This is a genomic window from Chitinophaga sp. YR573, assembly GCF_900110995.1.
Taxonomy (GTDB): domain Bacteria; phylum Bacteroidota; class Bacteroidia; order Chitinophagales; family Chitinophagaceae; genus Chitinophaga.
Genome location: NZ_FOJF01000003.1, coordinates 995,166 through 1,015,364, shown reverse-complemented (window position 1 = coordinate 1,015,364; position 20,199 = coordinate 995,166). Strand labels below are relative to the sequence as shown.

Genomic DNA, 20,199 nt, shown 5'->3' with positions numbered 1-20,199 from the left:
CCTTAACTGAAAGAAAAATGATCACTATAAAACAAAGCTGTCTCATTGTCCTGCTGGGTGTTGCTATGACAGCCTGTAAGAAAAATTACCTGGAAGTATCACCAAGAGATCGCGTAGGCGATGATGTTGTATGGGCTTCCACTGCTAATGCAGACCTCTTCCTGAATGATATATACAACCAGATGCCCGATATGAATAATGAAACGGAACATCTGGACCAATACACCGACAATTCTGATGTAGGCGTTACCTGGATGCAGGGATACTCCAATATACGCATCGCCAATGTTACGCCTTCCAACCTGCCCCGTGGCCCCTGGGACATGTGGTATTGGGGAAAAGACGGTAACGGCGATTCCAGAACTGGCAATTACGAGAAGATCAGAAAATGTAACCTGTTCATAGAGAAAGTGACGGCATCCACACTACCGGACGATTATAAAACAGAAAGGATTGCTGAAGTACGCTTCCTGCGGGCACTCTTCTACCACTGGCTGTGGATGGCTTATGGAGGTGTACCTGTTATCACAAAAACACTGGATAATATCACACAGGGTGATAGCATCTATATACCAAGAAGTACAGAAGTGGAAACCTTCCGGTTTATTACAAACGAACTGGCAGAAACAGCTCCCCTCTTACCCCTTAAACAGGCAGATGCAGGAAGACCCACCAGAGGTGCAGCACTTACACTAAAAGGATGGTGCGAACTATTTGAAGCTAGTCCTTTGCGGAATTCCGGCAATGTGGCGAATCCTATAGGAGATGTAGAAAGATGGAAAAAAGCATCGGCGACTAACAAAGCTGTAATAGACCTGGGCATGTATGACCTGTATCCTGATTTCAGGGCCTTATTCCTGAAATCAGCTAATAATAGCCTGGAGTCAATTTTTGCCCGGCAGTACATGCCCGGTAAAGGCGGACAACTGGAAGGCAAAGAAGGTCCTACTATCGTAAACGGAACAGAACTGGCATGGGGTAACTTTCAGCCTACACAGGAACTGGTGGATGAATTCTCTATGGCCAACGGAAAAGCAATCAGCGAAGCCGGCTCCGGTTATGATCCCCAGCACCCTTATCTGAACAGGGAGAACCGTTTCTACCAGACGGTTTTGTTTAACGGAAGCGAATGGCAGGGTGATACCATTAAAACTGTGGTTGGCCTGGGACGCAGTACCGAAAATGAAATAGATCTGGGTTATAGCAGCGATGTTACCCATACCGGTTACTATGCCTGCAAAAGGCTGGATGAAAGCATCCTGGGCAGCGACAACAGGGCTAACAGCACCTCTTACCAGAACTATATGTTTTTCCGTTATGCAGAGGTATTGCTCAGTTTTGCCGAAGCAGAAAATGAAGTGAACGGCCCAACTCCGGATGTACTGGCAGCCGTGAATAAAGTGAGGACACGCAGTAATAACCTGCCTACAGTAGAAGCCACTTATGGCGCTGTGAGCCAGGATAAAATGAGGGAGATCATTCACCGTGAACGCCGTGTGGAACTGGCATTTGAAGACAAACGCTGGTGGGATGTACTCCGCTGGAAGATTGCCGATAAAATGGCAGATGGCACTCCAGGTGTGCTAAACCGTCCTGAAGCTGGTATGGTGATCACTTCTAACAATGGTACGCTTGTTTACACCCGTACCAATGTGAGCAACCGTTTATTCCTGCCTAAAATGTATACCATGCCTATCCCTCAGTATGTGCTTGACCGTAACTACAAGATCCGGCAGCAAAGTGGTGGTACAGATGGATGGATAAACGGACAGAATCCAGGGTATTAATCAACAAAAATTCAATCATGAGAAATCTATATATATTTTTGTTAGCAGGAGTTTTAATGACTGCATGCAAAAAAGATAATCATACCGCTAAGGCTGTTTATATGCCGCAAGCGGGGAACGGTATTGTAAAAGAATCATTTGCCATTGCAGATACGCCGTTTATAGTCTCTTACAGCGCTGTAATAGTAGGATCAGATTATCCTACTGTTTCGGGGGCAAATGCAGGGAATGATATCACCGTACATTTCAAGGCTGATACTTCCCTGGTAGCGAAATTCAATGAAGAAAACGGTACTACCTATCCTTTGCTGCCAGCGGGTAGTTACGAGGTACAGGCCACTGCTACCATCCCTAAAGGAGCTACCAGCACCGGGAATATTCCACTTAAAATAATTGCAAAAGACAGAATCAGTCCTTTCCAGGATTATATGATCCCTGTAAGTATAGAAAGTATTTCCGGGGCAGCAGTCAGTGCTTATCAGCAAACCACTTATTTCGTCGTAAACGGCACCGCCGATCTGGCGAGTATGCAGCCTTATGATGAAAGCGGTTGGAGCATTGCAGGTTTCTCCACAGAAGAACCTGCAGAAGGTGGCGGGAATGGTCTGGCTAAAGCAGCTATTGACGGAGATCCCGGTACTTTCTGGAATTCAAAATGGTCTGGCGGTGAACCGGGTCCTCCACATTATATCATTATTGATATGGGTGAAATAAAACCGGTGCATGGTATTGGTATTATGGACCGTTATTTTGAAGGCGACTGGCAAACAGATGGTCATGGACAACCACAGGATGTTACCGTGTCTGTAAGTACTGATAATAGCACCTGGGATGATGTTGCAGCTATTAAGGATATGCCGCACGATGCCGGTCAGCCCTGGTATAAGTATTTTGTCTCCACATTAAAACAGGCCCGGTATGTGAAAGTGACCGTAACAAAAGTATACGCCACATCCAGTACCAATATCGCAGAAGTACAAATATTTTAAGCAACAAACATGAAGAAAGATTTCATACTCACGTTACTTGTAGCGGCGGGGATCGGATGTTTTGCGTGTAGTAAAACAAACAACCAGTCACCGGTCGTTACTATCATCGATACATTACCTGTAAAGAATACACAAATATTGAACAAAGGAGTGCTGCACCAGAAAGGGATGGCACTCAAATCTCTCTGCGTGATCAACGGCAACAATCTTTCTGCAGAACAGAAAGTACTGGTGGCCACTTTACAGGGGCTCGTTGCTAAAACATCTTCCGAGCAGATCTATATTGATGAAGGAGGACCTTCTACTGTATGGCTTAATTACCTTAACAGTAAATATGGAATTACACTCACTAACTATACTACCTGGCCCGCCCTCGTTGATCATTTCAAATCAAAAATAAGCGGGTATGTATTGTATAACCGTGCTAAGAATGAAAAATCACTGACAGCAGCCACTTCTCTCTGTGGCCCGATGAACGCCATCGCAGTAGATAAAAGCCTGGAAACACCCTTAATTGCTGCCGGTATTACTACCCGCAAAGCGGATGTACGTACCCGTGATGAGAAATGGGTGTACAGTAATTATCCGCTGGCTTTTTCTAAAGCGCTGGCAGCTGAACTGACTCCTTCCATCAATCATCATCTGCGTGATTATATTACGCTTACGAATGCCTTTACTTTTTATGATGGTGAAACACCATGGCGTAAAACAGTATTGCAGGGCCTGGATCCGGAAGCCTTTTGTTTTGGATACGGAAAGGAAGAATTCTCCATGGTATCTAATGCTGCTGAAGCAGGTGTTGCCATGCTGCCTACAGACCTCGCCGCTAACCTGGCACCGCTGAGCAGCATATACGATACTGCTTCTTTTAAACAAAAAACAGGCACTACACCGGTTACAGAAAGTAATGTGCATTATGTAACATTCCTGGTAAGCGATGGAGATAATATTGCATTTGATCTCTGGTCACTACAGAGTTATTTCAGTAACCCGGTCCGCGGAACTTTTAACATGGGATATACTATCAGTCCTTCATTGGTAGACCTCTCCCCTGCTACATTACGCTGGTATTATGAAAATGCGTCTGCTAAGGATTGTTTTGTAGCGGGCCCCAGCGGAAGCGGTTATACCTTCCCTAGTAAAATGCCGGTTGCCTCTCTGGATAAATATCTGGACAGACTGAACACCTTCATGGGAAAGGCGAATCTTAACATTGTGAATATCCTGGACCAGGGTGTGATCGGACGTATGGACCTCTGGAATAAATATTTATCACACAGTAATATAGACGGATTGATTTATACCGGTTATGGAGAAGCCCCTCATGGGAGTATCCAGTTTTCAGATAATGGGAAACCTGTTATAGAAGCAAGGGATAACCTCTGGGCAGGACTGGAAGAAGAATCTACGGTGATCAGCAATATCAATTCCCGGCCAACAGATCCTTCTGACGCATCAGGTTATACGCTGGTATTTGTGCATGCCTGGACAAAAGATCTGTCCAGTATTCAAACAGTAATCAATGGGTTAAATTCCAATGTACGCGTAGTAACACCGGATGCTTTTATTAAGCTTGTAAAAAAGAATTTAAAATAGCAAAATGGGTCTTAAAACTTTAGGAGTTGTAGTATGTCTCCTTACAGCAGGTCATGTGGCTGTACATGGACAAAATCATGATTGGGAAAACGAGCAGGTCTTAGGTATTAACAAAGAAGCCGCTCATACTATCTGTATCCCTTATGCCAGCAGGGAGCAGGCTTTACAGGATATACCATCAACATCACCCTGGTATATTTCACTAAATGGTCTATGGAAATTTCATTGGGTAAAACAGCCATCTGAAAGGCCCGTTGATTTCTACAAAACCGATTTTGATGTTACACAATGGTCTACCATTCCTGTACCCTCCAACATGGAAATGCAGGGTTATGGTACGCCCATTTACACAAACATCGAATATCCTTTTAAAGTAGATCCTCCCCGGGTAATGGGTGCCGTACCTGCCGACTGGACAACAGCCAAAGAACCTAATCCTGTAGGATCTTACCGCAGAGAGTTTGACATTCCGGCTAACTGGGATGGCAAAGAAATGTTCATTCACTTCGATGGTGTTATCAGCGCTATGTATGTGTGGGTAAACGGACAAAAGGTGGGTTATAGTCAGAGCAGCTTTAACCCGGCGGAGTTTGATATTACAAAATATCTGAAACGGGGAAAGAACCTGGTAGCTGTGGAAGTATACAAATGGAGCGATGGCAGTTACCTGGAAGATCAGGATATGTTCCGTTTCAGTGGGATCCACAGGAGCGTATACCTGTATGCAAAACCGAAGATGCATATACAGGATTATTTCCTGCAATCGGACCTTGCGGCTGATTTTAAATCTGCGGTCTTTTCCGTAAAAACGGATATAAAGAATGATGCTAAAGCTCCTTTAACATTAGGTGTGGAAGTATATGATCCTGCCGGTAAATTGTACATCAGTATTAATCAGCCTGTAAATCCATCTGCAAAAACATATATGCTGAAAGCTGATGCGATACAACCTGCCTTATGGTCTGCTGAGACACCCCTTCTTTATACTGTGCTGCTAACGTTGAAGGATAAACAGGGACAAGTATTGGAAACGCTCTCTTCTAAATTTGGTTTCAGGAAAGTAGAACTGAAAGACAGTCGCCTGTGGGTGAATGGAGAACCGGTATTACTGAAAGGCGTGAACCGTCATGAAGTACACCCGGCTTATGGCAAAGCAGTACCAAAAGCCACTATGATACAGGATATTATCCTGATGAAACAATGTAACATCAATACCGTACGTACCTGTCATTATCCGAATGATCCACTGTGGTATCAGCTGTGTGATGAATACGGACTCTATGTAATAGATGAAGCCAACCTGGAAACACATGGTATGGGCGACAAGCTGACTAAAGATCCTGCATGGAAAAAAGCTTATGTAGACAGGCAGGTACGATTGGTAGAACGGGACAAAAATCATCCTTCTGTTATTATCTGGTCTATGGGTAATGAGTCCTGGGGAGGAGAGAATTTTGTTGCAGGGAAAGCTGCTATATTGGCTATAGATAACTCCCGCCCTATCCATTATGAAGGATATAACGAAATAGCGGATATTGAATCCACGATGTATCCTTCTGTAAATACATTAATCTCTGAAGGAGAAAAAACATCTCCCAAGCCCTTTTTCATGTGTGAGTATGCACATGTAATGGGTAATTCCCTGGGTAACCTTCAGGAATACTGGGATGCCATTGAATCACATAAACGCCTGATTGGCGGTTGTATATGGGAATGGGTAGATCAGGGTGTTAACAAACTTATTCCCGGCGATACAACGGGTAAAACATTTATTGCTTATGGTGGTGATTTCGGTGACAAACCCAATGACGGTACATTCAGCATTAAAGGGCTTACTACTTCCGACAGAAAGTTTACGCCTAAGATGGAAGAGGTGAAAAAGGTATATCAGTATGTTAAGATCAACCTCATAGATGGACGTGTTGCCATCAGAAACAAGTATGATTTTCTCAACCTGAATAACTTTGATTGTACCTGGACATTATCCGAAAACGGTAAAGTAATACAATCCGGAACATTAGCTCCCGTACAACTGGCTCCTAACGATTCCACCATTGTCACTATTCCTTTTAAAAAGCCTGTATTAACACCAGGTGCTGAATACTGGCTGAAAGTAGCATTCCGATTGCGGGAAGATGCATTATGGGGAAAACAGGGGACCGAAGTGGCAAGGGAACAAATGAAAGTACCTTTTCCTGCTATTCCCAAAGCTGCACTTAACATTGCGGAGTTGCCGGAAATAGATCTGCATCAGGACAACGCCATAGTAAGTATTAAAGGGAAAGATTATGCTGTTGCATTCGACAAAGCTACCGGTAACATCTCTTCATTACAATACGGGAACCGTACTATCATCAGCAATGCTCAAAACGGCCCCGTGTTTAACCTGTACCGTGCCAGACTGGATAATGACCGTACCAAAGAAAGGGGCCCTGCTATTGAATGGATGCAGGCCGGTTATGATAGTCTGCAATACACGCTGAATAGTTTTGCGGTAAAACCACTCAGCAGTAAAGCGGTTGAAATTGCAACGGTTACTACCGCGGCTACACGTTCCGGATTCAAGGTGGTTACGCAAATGAAGTATACCGTATACGGGAATGGTTTAATACAGGTGCAGGCCGGTTTCACGCCGGATACCAGTGGTTTGCCTATCCCCCGTCTGGGATTACGTATGACATTGAACCCCGGACTGGAAAATGTGGAATGGTATGGTCGTGGTCCTTTTGAAAATTATTCAGACAGGAAGACGGCTGCTGAAATAGGACAATATCAGCGTACAGTAGATAATATGCTGGAGCAATATGAACGACCACAGGGAATGGCTAACCGGGAGGATGTTCGCTGGGTGAAACTCACGGATGTGGATGATAAAGGGATTATGGTTGTGGCCGATGATCACCTGAGTTTTACAGCACTGCATTATACGGATCAGGACCTATGGGCAGCTCCGCACCTGTACCAGCTGCAACGGAGACCGGAAACCATTCTGAGCCTGGATGAGGCCCAGCTGGGTGTAGGGAATGCCAGTTGCGGGCCTATTCCATTACCACAGTATTATATACCTTTTAAACCAGCCACACTATCATTCAGTATACAACCATACTAAACTAGTCAGAGAATCGTATAAATTATCACGTTTATACGATTCTCTTATAAGAATTTTCTATTCCGCTGCGTTCATATCTGCTAAAATGAACCCGCTATGATTAAACAATTGTACTATCCATGTATGCTCATTGCAATCATGAGTATTGTTTCCTGTCAGAAAAAAGACGCTCCTCCTGTTATCAACCCACCAGTCACTGATAGTTTACATATAAAAATACCCAAACCGCCCTTTAAGGTGGCTTATTATGCCTTTGATGCAACCCCCAACGTCCTTCCGCTCACAAACTTTGCCACTGAGGCCAACGTGGTGGTACTGTTTGAAGGTACAGCCTGGGAAATGGCAGATTCTGTACATTATGGCAAGAGCGATAGTTACATCCTGACTGTCAATCCCAACTACCATTCCTACCAATCAATCCTCAGCCATGTAAGAACTTTACAGAAGGCAGGTGTGAAAGTGCTGATGAATGTAGATGATGCCAATTCGTGGAATACGACCACCCCATTTACCGACTACCAGGGAAACGGATTGAACTATCAGCAATTTGCAGCATTTGTTAAAGCCTGCATCACAGATTCGCTGCATCTTGACGGAATTGCCCTTGATGTTGAACATATGGCCAATACGCCGGCCAACAGCAATTTTATTACACTGATAAAAGAATTGGGGAAATATTACGGGCCACTCTCTCCTGACAGTAACTACACTATATATACGGCGGCAATATATAGCGGCGGACGGGCAGGTTACGCCATCGGGCAATCGCCGGACGTAGCAAAATATTTCAACTTTGTACAGGATATGGGTTACTTCCAGAATAATGTTACCCGGTTTTACCGCTGGTCGGATTCTATTGGCGCAGCCAAAACAATGATCGGAGTCGCCAAAGTTTATAATACGCTTACAAGTGCAAAGACAGCAGCAACATGGCAACCTGCCACAGGTATCAAAGCGGGTATTATGGTATTCGCAGGCAACGTAGATTCCGGGTATACAAATGCTACCTTCAGAGCTTTATAGGAACGATTTGAGGTTAACTAAAAACCCGTGTATACATCTTGTATACACGGGTTTTATCTCTTTTAATAAGTTGTTAAAAATGTAATTTAAACTCCATAATCATCCCCGGACCGCTTTTATTGTCTTTGATTTCCGTATTAGGAACAAGACTACCATCATTAGCGTAGACATTCGTTGTCTGTTGCAGGAAGGAATAGAGAATATGCGCACCAAAGCTTGCTCTTCCGGGTATCACCTCAAAAAAAGGTCCTACACCCAAAATCTGGCAAAAGGCATTACCCTTTACTTTTATATACTGTTCCGGTGCACCGGCGGCGGAAGTCATGGATTTGATGTTTATAGGTCCATAGGTGACAGCAGCTGTTGGTGCCAGGTACAGTGTTTTAGTAAGTGGTATCATGTACTGGACCAAAGGACCGGCTAACAGACTAACGGCACGGGTGTATACCCCATTTGACTTTTTATCTGTAATGCTGATACCGCCTGTGATCGTAAGTCCGACGGATAACTTATCGATAACATGATAACCGCCTTTTATAGACAGGTTGGCAGCCGTACCTATATACTGACCTAGTGGGGCCACAGAACCACTTAGTCCTAATCCACCTCCTATCCAATAATCTCCTTTTCTGATTTTGAGTGTGTAAGGCTTGCCTTTTTTACTTTTTTCCGGTTTTACAGTTTGCGCGGAACAGATTGTTGTCAGTGAAATAATGAGGAATACAGTTAACCAGGTTTTTGTCTGGATTATTCTTTTTACATACTTCATAGTAAGAATTTAGATCGGTATAAGATGGTAACAAGGGATTAGTTGAAAAGTTCTATTCACAGAAAAATAAGTTTTTTTCTATAAACAGGCATATAGATTATGTCTGATAAGCACCTGAACAGGACTATCTTACGTCTTTTAATGTAAGATAGTCCTGTTCACAAGCCTTTTAGAAGCTCTTCTGATACTAATCATGGAATAACTTACTCCCTAATTTAATTAGTATTTTTGAATCCGGCTCCTATTTCCGGGAGTTTTATGGAAATTCTGTCTTTCTGCATCTCAACATTATGAAGCCAGCTATATTTCTACTTTTATTAATAGGTTCCTGTACGTTAGTATCCGGACAAACTATCGGGGGGATTCCTCTACCGGAAGGATACCAGCGGATAACCCAGAAGACAGGGTCTTTTGGGGCCTGGCTCCGGCAAATTCCGCTTAAAAAGGATAAGACAGTATACTTGTACAACGGGACTAAAAAGTTCAACCAGCTGGCGCAATATGCCGTTTTGGATGTGAGTGTCGGGGATAAGGACCTTCAGCAGTGTGCAGATGCAGTGATGCGGCTGTATGCTGAATACCAGTATGCACATGCGTTATACCAGCAAATCAGTTTTAAGGCAACAGATGGTACCTCTATGGATTATGCCAGCTGGATGAAAGGGTATCGTTTCCCCATGAAGCAAGGTAAATTAAGTAAACAGTTATCAGCGGCTCCATGTACAGGACGGGCCTGTTTTGACAGTTATCTTCAGACAGTATTTTCCTATGCCGGTACCTTATCGCTCTCAAAAGAGCTGCAGACTGTGGCGGATATGAAAGATATAGCACCAGGTTATGTTTTTATTAAAGGAGGATCTCCGGGGCATGCCGTGATTGTGGTAGATGTGGCTTACAAGATAACTACAGGTGAGAAGATATTTCTGATCGCACAGAGTTATATGCCTGCACAGAATATACATGTATTGAGAAATCCTACGTCTATATTAAGTCCGTGGTATAACACAACGTTTAGCAGTAATCTTTATACACCTGAGTGGATATTTCAGCGGGATCAGCTAAAAAGGTTTAAACAGGGGTAGCATTTTCAAAATTTAGGTATTAGTTTAGCATTAGAAAATCTACCCCTATGAAAATCACGGTTGTTAAAAAGTTCGCTGAGTATGTATACAGTAATTATATTGGTAATTTTTTAGGATTCGTGATCGGGATGACATCTACACGCCTGGTATCTCACTTCTTTACCACCCGCAGTATCTGGAATTTATGGGGACATGCCACACATAAGACAGTACTTGATAAGCATACTTACAGTACTTTGGAATGGACTATCTCAATTATAATAGGGTTTATTGTATTTGAGATTGTATCCAAGTGGCTGAAGAAGAAAATGAGTGAGATACTACCCAGATATAAGTTTACTCAGTGGCTTGTTAGCAAGGATGATTCTCAGCCCTGATAAGGCCCTTTTGTTTCTCCCCAGCCCCATTTTGGCATTGGTTCAGCTTCATTCACAGGATTATCGTTCGTATTTGAATTGATGACGGCTATACGACTTCCCCATTCCAGATAACCAACTAAGGCAGAACGGAATTCGGGATCATTGGCCAGGCCAATCTCATCCGCGCTTTCCAGTAACAGGTCCATCCACCTTTTCCTTTTGGGTTCATCCAGCATCTTACCTAAATGGTGAGTAATCATACTGGCATGACTGCCCTTATCTTCTTCTGTATAAAATTTAGGTCCTCCGAAAACTTCTGCGATAAAATGCGCTACATGACTACTATGATCGGCAGACATATTTTTAAATACCGGATATAGTAAATCATCTTTCAAAACCTTCTCATAAAATAATTTAGTTAGTCCTTCGAGAGCGTCTTTACCACCAGCCCATTCGTATAGTGTAGGGATTGTTTTTTTCTCTTCCATGTTTTAGGTTTTTTATCAATGGCAGATGTTCATTCATCTGAGGGATGAAAATAAGTATAATTTACTATTTGAGGAAGTAGCTGGTATTTTACTGTGTTTATTCGGTGCGCATTAATCGGCAAGATGAACAAACATCCATTCAATTGATAATCAATCCACTATTAAATAAATACTCATTATTTTAATATATAATTATATTATCTAATATTTATTTCTATTTTGTGCAGATAGAGGTAAATAAGATAGCATGAGAGTTCTAATTTTTATTCTTGGGGTGACAATCTGTTTTTGTTCCTGCAGATCAACGAATTTGGTTTACATAAGTGTTTTGAAGCCGGCACCAGTAACTATTCCAACCTACATTAAAAATGTAGGTGTGGTTAACAGAAGTCTGGTCTCCGATGCAAATAAGGCTGTTGATGTCGTAGATAAGGTCTTTTCAATGGAAGGCGTTAATCTCGATAAAGAAGGTTCTAATGCGACTATCATAGGAGTTACAGATGAACTTTTCAAGAACAACAGGTTTACGAATGTTACCGCGTTTAATAGTATTGATTTACGGACAACTGTTCCGGGGTTATTCTCTGCTCCCCTGCCCTGGGAGACTATAAATCAGATATGCAGAGATAATAAAGTAGATGCGCTTTTTGTACTGGAGCTTTTCGATACTGATTCCAAAGTAAGTTATGCAGCAGTCCCTATTACGATAAAGACTCCACTTGGTAATATACCTGGCATTGAACACCATGCCAATATGCTGACAACAGTTAAAACAGGATGGAGAATTTATGATCCTGCGGGTAAGAATATTCTTGATGAGTATTCTATAGCAAGGGATATTACATTCTCTGGTAAAGGGATTAACCCGGTAGCTGCTGCGGGAGCAATTCTCGACCGTAAGGAGGCTGTAAAAGAAGTGGGAAGTAAAGCGGGGAAAGATTATGCATTGAGAATAATTCCTTACTGGATAAGAGTATCGAGAGATTATTATGTAAAGGGAACTGATAATTTCACCATTGCAAAGCGTAAAGCGCAAACGGGAAACTGGAATGGAGCGGCGGAATTATGGAAACGTGAAACGAATAATACCAGTGTGAAAATCTCCGGCAGGGCATGTTATAATATGGCGATCATCTGTGAGATAAATGGGGATCTTGATAAGGCGATTGAATGGGCGCAGAAGTCGTATGAGAATTGTAATAACCGTTTAGCGCTTAATTATATACGGATCCTTAAGAACAGGAAAGTGAGTGATGGTGTGTTGAAGGATCAGCAATCAGAATAGCTTAAATGACTATAGATACCCGAAAAGCAGAGGCTGAAATTACAGCCTCTGCTTTTTTTATTAAATTAATTGAGCAAGAGCTTCTTTTGAAAATCCTTTTAATTCGGTAGTACGACCGTCTTTGATTTTCTTCACCCATTCAGGATCTGCTAATATTGGTCGGCCTACGGCCACCAGGTCAAAATCTCCGCGGTCATAGCGACGTAATAGTTCATCTAAAGGACTAGGTTCAGAGCTTTCACCTGCGAAGGCAGCCATGAATTCACCAGACAGACCTACTGAGCCTACTGTGATAGTTGGTTTACCGGTTAGTTTTTTTGCCCAGCCTGCGAAGTTGAGATCGGAGCCTTCAAATTCAGGTTCCCAGAAACGGCGTTGAGAGCAATGGAAGATGTCTATTCCTGCATCGGCGAGGAGGTTGAGCCAGGCACCCATTTCTTCAGGTGTTTTAGCCATTTTATGAGTGTAATCGGTGCTTTTCCACTGAGAGAGGCGGATAATCACTGCGAAGTCCTCTCCTACCTGTCTGCGTACTTCTTTGATCACTTCTGTAGCGAATAAGCTTCTTTCTGCAACGTTTTTTCCATTGTATTTATCGGTGCGGGCGTTGGTTACTTCATAGAAGAACTGGTCAATGAGATATCCGTGAGCTCCGTGGATTTCTACGCAGTCGAATCCTAATCTTTTGGCATCTGCGGCAGCTTTACCATAGGCACCAATGGCGTCGGCGATGTCTTTGTCGGTCATTGTCTTACCGTTTGTTACTCCAGCTTTTTGTATGCCGGAAGGGCCTTCAAACGGAACTGGTGGCAACCAGCCTGAATGATGGTTTCCCATTACTCCCTGATGCCAGATTTGCGGGCCCATACTGCCACCTGCTGCATGAACATCATTGATCACCTTTTCCCAGCCTTTTAATGCTTCATTATGAAAGTGTGGGATGTTTTGATCGTTGGAAGAAGATGGGCGGTCTATTACTGTGCCTTCTGATAATATTAATCCTACTTCTCCTGCTGCTCTCCTCTGGTAATAGGCAGCGACATTATCTCCGGGGATGCCATTGGGAGAGAATGATCTTGTCATTGGCGCCATTACAATCCTGTTTTTGATGTGTAAGGATTTGAGGCTGAAGGGTTGGAATAAGCTATTTACGTTCATTGTTTTTGTTTCTATGAATGCAAATATATCGGAACTTTCCGATATGCCAATAATCTTTAAAATTTTATTTGTGATTTAAGTTTTTTTTATACATTTGCAACCCGCAACTGTAGGACAGTTGCTTTGCCCAGATGGCGGAATTGGTAGACGCGCTAGACTCAAAATCTTGTATTCGCAAGGGTGTGCAGGTTCGATTCCTGTTCTGGGCACTTTATAGCCTTACAAGTCATTGATTTGTAAGGCTTTTTTATTTTCGGGAGTGTCGGTTTTTCATGCTTTTTAGCCCTTTTTCCCACTATTTACGACACTCAAATGACACTCGCAATGACACTCAGAATTGCAGGCACTCCACCGGAACACAACCGGAATCTAACCAAAGGATTTTTACATCAAAAACGGGTCAAAAATGTAACTTTGACACCCGGTTTGACACTCAAGATGACACTCACTTCTGGCAGTGAAACGCAAGCCTATATGGCAGTTCTGCCAACTTGTACAAGATGGTTTTCAAAATTATTTTCAAGGTTGTTGTTCCCGCTTTCTTTCGCAAACTTTCACTTGCTGGTGACGGGTATCTATCAGGCTGATTTTACTGTTGGCATGGCACACTCATTGGGCTTCTCTCCCGTAACCTTTAAAAATGGAACGCTATGAACATCGGAGAAAAACTCAATAAGAAAGGAGATAAGATTTATTTCTTTTATGATTTAGGTCGCGGGCCAGGGCAGCGACCTTCTACCGGGGTCTTTATTTATGCTAACCCTCAAAACCAGATCCAAAAGAACTTCAACAAAGAAGCGCTGAAGATTCTGGAAACAAAAATGAGCCAGCTCACCATTGAGCAGCAAGCCGTAGGTACACCTGTTATTCCTGCGCATAAGTTTAAAGCCAACTTTGTAGAGTATTTCGAGGAATACATCAAACTAAATAAAAGAGAAGGCAACCGGCATCTTACCTGCTGCCTTACCAAGTTCAAGGCTTATATTAAAAGTGATTTCATTTCACCGGTGGATATTACGGAGAATTTCTGCAAACGCTTCCGGCGGCATTTACTGGATACGCTGACTGGTGAAACTCCTGCCAATTATTACGCCCGGTTTAAATGGGTGGTAAATGCTGCCACCAAGGATGGGTATTACAGGAATAATCCTACAGAAGATATTCCGGCTGTACGCAATCCAAGTGTTACCCTTAAAGAACACCTGGAATCGGAAGAGTATGTAGCCCTGCTTAATACGCCCTGTTTTAATCAACAAGTCAAGCTGGCATTTTTATTCAGTTGCTATACAGGGCTTAGATGGGTGGATGTGAAAAGGCAGGAATGGCAGGATTTACAAAACGGCACCTTAATTACCAGGATTATCCAGCAGAAAACAGGCAAACCAGTGGTGCTTACCCTCCACCCTATAGCCCTTGCCATATTGGAGGAAATAAAACAGTTGTCATTTGGTAAAACTACGTCCGTGAATAAGGTGTTTAGTTTGCCAACAGCTAATGGTGCAAATAAAGTGTTGGGAGAATGGGTTAAACGTGCAGGAGTGAATAAATATGTAACCTGGTCTTGCGCCCGGTTAAGTTTCTCCATCCTGCTAAAAGATAAGAATGTAGATGATGTAACTATCGCTTATCTCATGGGGCATACGACCACCAGACAGGTACAGCAGACATATAAACGGCATAAACCCAAAGATCAATCGGAGGCCATCAGTCATTTACCATCTTTTAATATCGGTACGTTTCTATAGGCATTAAAAAGAACAGGGCCATTCGCCGGTGAATAGCCCTGTTCTCTATGCAGCTCTTAGTTTAACCAGAGGGGTTGAAGCCACTGCAGCCACTATTTCACCGGACAACATTTTATCTATGTCTTCTTTCCTGTAGTACCCGCTATTGGTTTTGTAAATACCATATTCCTCACAATTCTTGGCGAATTGAGTTCGGCCCAGGTTACAATAGATCAGTGCTTCTTCTGGTTTTAAGAAGGGTTTAAAACAAAGGGCTATTGCCCGCATTACCAATAAATCATCCCGCTTTATCATATTGCATTGTTTATTGTTTAAAAAGGATTCATCTTTCTGTAGCCTCACATTCAAATAAAATGCTTGCCACAATCGTGAGAATATACCCCACGATTGTAGCAATGCTAAAGTGGCTTATTCATCTTCTTCCTCATCATCGTCGTCCTCGTCCTCTTCATCATTTTCATGGTAATCGGAGATAATGTCCTCCACCTCATGAATCACCTCTCGCTGTTCTTTTTCGTATTCAACTTCGATTACGAGTTCATGATCTTCTTCTTCTGTTCCGATGATGGTATTGGTAATATCATTTTCCAATAAAACATCGGCTACCCGGATAAGTACGTCTACCGGAACATGGAGTTCTTTCTTAGTAATAACTGTGTTCATTTGTCTGATTTTAATGGTGAAAAAATAGTTGTGGTTATTCTTTAAAATCCAGTTCGCTGAACCTGGCAGGCGGCACCAAACCGGCCAGTATATACCGTGCGGCCATCAGTTCTGCCTTACGGTTAAGCGTTAAACGAAAGCGGGTTGTTTTCTGGCGCTTTCCCTGTTTTGCAAGAACAGCTAATTTGCCAGCCAGTTCTTTGATAATGGTTGTATAAGAATAATCAGGTGGGAGAAGCCTAAAATGACGGGAAGCCATTATATCGTTAAATGCTTCCAATACTGCTCTCAACGTTTGATAGTTGACAGCAGGCAGGTTACTAAGCCTGATAAGGTTTTCCAACAGACAACGGAGCCTGATACTTACCCATTTTACGGCAGATAATGTATAACTGCTCCAATACTCTTCCGGATGCTGCAATAGCAACAAAGCATGGCCGCTATCCACGTATTCAGCTACCTGCTCTATTAACCTGGAATATACCCACTGGTACGGCCGTTCCGCTGGTTGTTGTTCTGGCGATACACCGGATTTATCGTTAACCGGTTTGCTTACCGGTTGATTGATGACATTTGCCGGAGGCTTGTTATCATTTAACGTTTCAGTCATAGTTGCTCCCGATAAGAGTAAACCGCTGCGCTTATAAAATGCCAGTTGTTTGCAGTTGTCACTGCAATACTTTTTGGTGCTGCGTTGCGATTGGATGGGCTTCCCACAATGGAGGCATACTGTTGTCATAAAATAGTATTTAGCGTTAAACAGCAGGTTTTACAGTAAGGGTATTGCTTAACTATTCTGTTCCGCATCATCATTGGGTGAACCTTTGACGTAATAACCATAATCAGCTAAAATGCTTTTCATATTCTCTAAGGCTTTACGGTGGCGCGTTAATTGCGGCTGATAACTTACCTGTATCAACAGGCTGTTTTCTTTTTCATTGATGCCTTCCACTTGCCATGTCAGCGCATTATCCAGCAGGATGCGTACAATATCTATAAATACATCCATTGGGGTAGTGTGCGAACTTGTTTGAACGGGTTTGGTAGTAATTGTTTCCATCATGATTATTTTATCGTTTTACAGTAATGCCGTTTAGCGTTAATCCAATACAACGAAACCGTTAGATGCGCCGCTATTATTGGTCGAGCTGTGTATGCTTTTTTGCAGCTTTTTGTATTTCTTTTTTAATCGCTTCATTTCCTTTTTCAACTGTTCGCTTTCTTTTTCTATATGCGCGTTAGCTCCCTGTTTTTGTGTAAACAGCCAATACCCTAAAAGGAATAGGCCAATGATGACAGTAAGCGGGTTTGATAATAGCTTATACCAGCCTTTTACGCCTTCCTTATCGTCTTGCAGGGTTCCCGCCAACTGCTCCCACCATGCCTGGGGATTACCGGTTGCTTTTTGTTCTCCGGTAGCCTGCCGCCATTCTTTACCTGCCTGCCCTTCATTGGGTTTGCTTTGTGTTGTATGGGCTGTTTCCATGATAACAAGACATTTATTGTTTACCGTTAAACCGGTCGTTGTTTTACGTTTACGGTTCGTGATACAAAGATGAGATCGAATGGAGGGGGAGGTTCCCCCTATAGGGATACCTATTCTCTGGAAAAACTGCCGGTAGTGGGCATAAAAAAGCCATACTGCCTGTTTTGGCAATATGGCTTAACGGTAAACGGTTACTTTTGGTAGCGGTAAATGCTACCAGTTATATCTCTTTATTACGGTATTTATTCCTGGTTCCCGCTGGCAGGTCTTTGATGGCCCTGTTGATTTCTTCCTCGATCAATTGTACAGCCTCCTGCATGTTCAGCCGGTTAAAATAAGGCTGTATAAATTGCAGGTCTGCAATCAACTGCTCGCCCTTATTGTAGTTAGGCATGCTGGCGTATTTCTTGTAGATGTCGGAGTTCTGCGTGGTTGTGAACTTAGTTCCGGTAAGTAAATGCACCAACTGCGCAACGGCACTGACAGAATGCGTATCCCGGTGTTCTATCGCAAAGCCTGTTTTGAGCAGGTAGAAAATGGCTAATAACTGGCGGGCTTTGGTCATTTCATTATCCGAGCCTGCCGGTTCCGGTACAACAGCTGCTGCTGCTTCGGGTTCCATTTGAAGGTACAGGAAGATTTTGGCGTTGGAGAGGTTATTGTGGCAGACTTGAATAAACTGGTGAATCTCGTCTAACGTTAAACCCTGCTGATCTCCTGGTAAATTATTGAATACCTCCGATTCAAAAATGCCTTTGTCGGCTAATACCGTTTCAAAATAGAAATATCGATGAAACTGCCTGTCAAAGTAGGGTTTTCCCGTTTTCCCGTATTTTTTCAATAAGGCTTCTTCTTTTTCCCGGTATTGCGTGAAAATACTTTCCTGTTCATCCGGCTGATACTTCCGGAAAATCGTTAACACATGCAGCAGGTGTTCTGTTAATTCCAGTTGCTGCGGTAGTGAATACGATTGAACGCCTGCGTCATAATCCTTAAAAAAGCGTTGTGCCAGTAAAGGGACAATGTGCATGCGGGGCGGGTTTGTGGTAGGTTCTTTTATAGGCATGAAACTAATATAATGAAAAATGGCAATACTGCCAGCAGCTTCCCTTATTTAGAGGTTACAAACCGGTTAATCAGGGAGGTGTTCTTCGCTCGTCGGCTTTGGCGTAAAAGATAAAAATACACCGGTTGCTTTTTCTGTTATAGCGCCATCATTCTCCAGGAAACTGTTTACCGATACATGGTTAACGTAAAACTGTAACACTTCCTGTAAGGAACATTGCGTAAGGGATGTCATTACATAACTATCATGTGTGTGCTGTATCTTAAATGTCTTTTTCATCAGCTATTGTATTGATCATTTTGATATAGCTTTTCATACCATTCTTTCATTGTTGCGGTGTAGCTTACCGACTGTTCGTTGCCTGACAATATCGCGATCACCTGTTTGGTGTATTTTATGCAGATCTGCCGTTTAGATTCGTTTGCAATAGGCGTCTGGGACAGTGTATTTGTATAAGCTGCGAAAACAGTTGTAGCCATCGAGTAGATATCACCTGTTTCTTTCAGCACGTACGCTGCAAACAGGAGGTGATCTGCAAAAAATTGCAATGCCTCCTGTTCGCCCACATGAAATTGACGGCAGGCGATTGAAAATGCATCGGGCATGTCTATTTCTATGGCTATTGCCAAGCCGTTCCTATTGAAGCTGGCAGGTGGCTTTCTTTTACGCTTGTTTTTCATGGCCGGGTTTTATAGGAAATACAAGTGCCTGTGTTGTTGCCAGTTGTTCCTGTCTGTTTTTGTAAAGCATCTCTGCAACCATCAGCAACTCCTGCACCCGCTCTGTTAGTATGGTCACTTTTTCCGCGGAGATCGTGTAGTGTTCCTTATAACGGGCATCGGAATAAGCCCGGTTCAACAGGGTGAATAACTCCTTCTCTTCTTTGGTAAGGCAGGGAAAGATAATGGAAGGCTCAAAGCTGAAATTTTCTATCAGGGCCAGTAACCGGGAGAGGTTATGGGTGGTAGACCGGTAGCCGGTAAAAACCCTTAACAGTGCCATGCAGGCGTGTTGGGCGGACTGGTGCAGGTTAAAAGCAGCCTGTTCCGGCCAGTTATCCTGCTGGCAGTCGGTTGCAGCCTTGAAAAAGCGTTGGGCTATCGTAAAACACCGGTTCCAGTGATCTTCTATTCTGCCTTTGAGGGCTTGCGGTTCCGGTTCTGCCGGAATGACTGGCAAAAGCTGCCTGCCATTGCTGTAAACAGCTACCGCTTCACGGTAAACGGTCGTATCAAAACGGTAACCTTTTTCCAGCCCTTCATGAAAAGCATGGAATGGCTGTATCATGCAGGTTACCTCACAGGGCAGCGCCCGGGCCTGTTGCTCTATCAACTGGATCAGCTCATGATCGACCCTCTTTTCACCCTCACCTGTTAGGATCAGCAGGTCGTAGGTAGTGGGAAATACGGTTTGACGGTAGCCTTCTTCCTCCCAAAAACAACTCCAATCCTGCATGGTGGTGGTACGGCTGCCTAAACAGAGAATAAGTTCTGGCTGCATCGCCTGTAGTATGTTTTCAATGAGTTTGGCCAACTGAGTGATCTGTAGTTTGGACAAGTGTGGAAGGTTATTGCGCATAGGTAAAGTTTTAGTG

The 20,199-nt window shown here is 43.1% G+C and carries 22 protein-coding genes and 1 tRNA gene; 11 read left to right on the top strand and 12 right to left on the bottom strand.

Going from position 1 to position 20,199, the window contains the following annotated elements; translation table 11 throughout:
- Window positions 1-17 precede the first annotated feature (17 nt).
- From BMW86_RS30585 to BMW86_RS30565, 5 genes are all read left to right on the top strand, one after another.
- Complete coding sequence (locus BMW86_RS30585; protein WP_089788284.1) at window positions 18-1,787, top strand: RagB/SusD family nutrient uptake outer membrane protein; 1,770 nt, start codon at window positions 18-20, stop codon at window positions 1,785-1,787.
- 56 nt (window positions 1,788-1,843) lie between these two features.
- Window positions 1,844-2,776, top strand: coding sequence for a BT_3987 domain-containing protein (locus BMW86_RS30580; protein ID WP_177189448.1), 933 nt, complete (start codon window positions 1,844-1,846; stop codon window positions 2,774-2,776).
- Between the two features lie 9 nt (window positions 2,777-2,785).
- Window positions 2,786-4,372, top strand: a complete 1,587-nt coding sequence (locus tag BMW86_RS30575) for a GxGYxYP domain-containing protein (RefSeq protein ID WP_089787475.1) — start codon at window positions 2,786-2,788, stop codon at window positions 4,370-4,372.
- Window positions 4,373-4,376: 4 nt separating this feature from the next.
- Complete coding sequence (locus tag BMW86_RS30570; RefSeq protein WP_089787473.1) at window positions 4,377-7,481, top strand: beta-galactosidase, LacZ type; 3,105 nt, start codon at window positions 4,377-4,379, stop codon at window positions 7,479-7,481.
- Between the two features lie 96 nt (window positions 7,482-7,577).
- A complete protein-coding gene (locus BMW86_RS30565; protein WP_143056745.1) occupies window positions 7,578-8,504 on the top strand; it encodes an EndoS/ChiA family endoglycosidase in 927 nt (308 codons plus the stop codon).
- 73 nt (window positions 8,505-8,577) lie between these two features.
- Here the strand turns inward: BMW86_RS30565 and BMW86_RS30560 are convergent, their stop codons facing one another.
- On the bottom strand, window positions 8,578-9,273 hold the full coding sequence (locus BMW86_RS30560; protein WP_089787469.1) for a hypothetical protein: 696 nt from the start codon (window positions 9,271-9,273) through the stop codon (window positions 8,578-8,580).
- 290 nt (window positions 9,274-9,563) lie between these two features.
- Between BMW86_RS30560 and BMW86_RS30555 the strand changes: the two genes are divergently transcribed.
- Both BMW86_RS30555 and BMW86_RS30550 read left to right on the top strand, forming a co-directional pair.
- Window positions 9,564-10,355 (top strand): DUF4846 domain-containing protein, encoded by a 792-nt coding sequence (locus BMW86_RS30555; RefSeq protein ID WP_089787467.1) that lies wholly within the window; start codon window positions 9,564-9,566, stop codon window positions 10,353-10,355.
- A gap of 47 nt (window positions 10,356-10,402) precedes the next feature.
- Entirely contained in the window at window positions 10,403-10,732 is a 330-nt protein-coding gene (locus tag BMW86_RS30550) for a hypothetical protein (protein WP_089787465.1), read from the top strand.
- On the opposite strand, the gene BMW86_RS30545 is transcribed toward BMW86_RS30550, so the two are convergent.
- Window positions 10,723-11,202, bottom strand: a complete 480-nt coding sequence (locus tag BMW86_RS30545) for a group II truncated hemoglobin (RefSeq protein ID WP_089787463.1) — start codon at window positions 11,200-11,202, stop codon at window positions 10,723-10,725. The genes BMW86_RS30550 and BMW86_RS30545 overlap by 10 nt on opposite strands.
- Before the next feature lie 247 nt (window positions 11,203-11,449).
- On the opposite strand from BMW86_RS30545, the gene BMW86_RS30540 reads away from it, so the two are divergent.
- On the top strand, window positions 11,450-12,487 hold the full coding sequence (locus BMW86_RS30540; protein WP_089787462.1) for a DUF6340 family protein: 1,038 nt from the start codon (window positions 11,450-11,452) through the stop codon (window positions 12,485-12,487).
- 60 nt (window positions 12,488-12,547) lie between these two features.
- Here BMW86_RS30540 and BMW86_RS30535 read toward each other — a convergent pair whose 3' ends face one another.
- A complete protein-coding gene (locus BMW86_RS30535) occupies window positions 12,548-13,645 on the bottom strand; it encodes an NADH:flavin oxidoreductase (RefSeq protein ID WP_089787460.1) in 1,098 nt (365 codons plus the stop codon).
- Window positions 13,646-13,770: 125 nt separating this feature from the next.
- On the opposite strand from BMW86_RS30535, the gene BMW86_RS30530 reads away from it, so the two are divergent.
- The 3 genes from BMW86_RS30530 (at window position 13,771) to BMW86_RS30520 (ending at window position 15,390) form a co-directional block, all read left to right on the top strand.
- Window positions 13,771-13,854 (top strand) — tRNA-Leu (locus tag BMW86_RS30530).
- A 115-nt stretch (window positions 13,855-13,969) separates the two neighbouring features.
- Window positions 13,970-14,299 carry a BTB/POZ domain-containing protein gene (locus BMW86_RS30525; RefSeq protein ID WP_143056744.1) on the top strand — a complete coding sequence of 110 codons (330 nt, stop codon included), beginning with the start codon at window positions 13,970-13,972 and terminating at the stop codon, window positions 14,297-14,299.
- On the top strand, window positions 14,296-15,390 hold the full coding sequence (locus tag BMW86_RS30520) for a site-specific integrase (protein ID WP_089787456.1): 1,095 nt from the start codon (window positions 14,296-14,298) through the stop codon (window positions 15,388-15,390). The genes BMW86_RS30525 and BMW86_RS30520 overlap by 4 nt, the downstream gene beginning before the upstream one ends.
- Window positions 15,391-15,435: 45 nt before the next feature.
- Here BMW86_RS30520 and BMW86_RS30515 read toward each other — a convergent pair whose 3' ends face one another.
- From BMW86_RS30515 to BMW86_RS30475, 9 genes are all read right to left on the bottom strand, one after another.
- Window positions 15,436-15,684 carry a hypothetical protein gene (locus BMW86_RS30515; protein WP_089788282.1) on the bottom strand — a complete coding sequence of 83 codons (249 nt, stop codon included), beginning with the start codon at window positions 15,682-15,684 and terminating at the stop codon, window positions 15,436-15,438.
- Window positions 15,685-15,798: 114 nt separating this feature from the next.
- Window positions 15,799-16,053 (bottom strand): hypothetical protein, encoded by a 255-nt coding sequence (locus BMW86_RS30510; protein ID WP_089787454.1) that lies wholly within the window; start codon window positions 16,051-16,053, stop codon window positions 15,799-15,801.
- Between the two features lie 34 nt (window positions 16,054-16,087).
- Window positions 16,088-16,792 carry a hypothetical protein gene (locus BMW86_RS30505; protein WP_143056743.1) on the bottom strand — a complete coding sequence of 235 codons (705 nt, stop codon included), beginning with the start codon at window positions 16,790-16,792 and terminating at the stop codon, window positions 16,088-16,090.
- Between the two features lie 48 nt (window positions 16,793-16,840).
- Window positions 16,841-17,116, bottom strand: coding sequence for a hypothetical protein (locus BMW86_RS30500; RefSeq protein WP_143056742.1), 276 nt, complete (start codon window positions 17,114-17,116; stop codon window positions 16,841-16,843).
- 36 nt (window positions 17,117-17,152) lie between these two features.
- Entirely contained in the window at window positions 17,153-17,539 is a 387-nt protein-coding gene (locus tag BMW86_RS30495; protein WP_089787449.1) for a hypothetical protein, read from the bottom strand.
- Between the two features lie 220 nt (window positions 17,540-17,759).
- Window positions 17,760-18,605, bottom strand: a complete 846-nt coding sequence (locus tag BMW86_RS30490; protein WP_089787447.1) for a hypothetical protein — start codon at window positions 18,603-18,605, stop codon at window positions 17,760-17,762.
- Between the two features lie 66 nt (window positions 18,606-18,671).
- Window positions 18,672-18,884 carry a hypothetical protein gene (locus BMW86_RS30485; protein WP_089787445.1) on the bottom strand — a complete coding sequence of 71 codons (213 nt, stop codon included), beginning with the start codon at window positions 18,882-18,884 and terminating at the stop codon, window positions 18,672-18,674.
- A complete protein-coding gene (locus BMW86_RS30480; protein WP_089787443.1) occupies window positions 18,884-19,285 on the bottom strand; it encodes a hypothetical protein in 402 nt (133 codons plus the stop codon). The genes BMW86_RS30485 and BMW86_RS30480 overlap by 1 nt, the downstream gene beginning before the upstream one ends.
- Window positions 19,269-20,183, bottom strand: a complete 915-nt coding sequence (locus BMW86_RS30475) for a HEPN domain-containing protein (RefSeq protein WP_089787441.1) — start codon at window positions 20,181-20,183, stop codon at window positions 19,269-19,271. Before BMW86_RS30475 ends, BMW86_RS30480 begins: the two co-directional genes overlap by 17 nt.
- Between the last annotated feature and the right edge of the window lie 16 nt (window positions 20,184-20,199).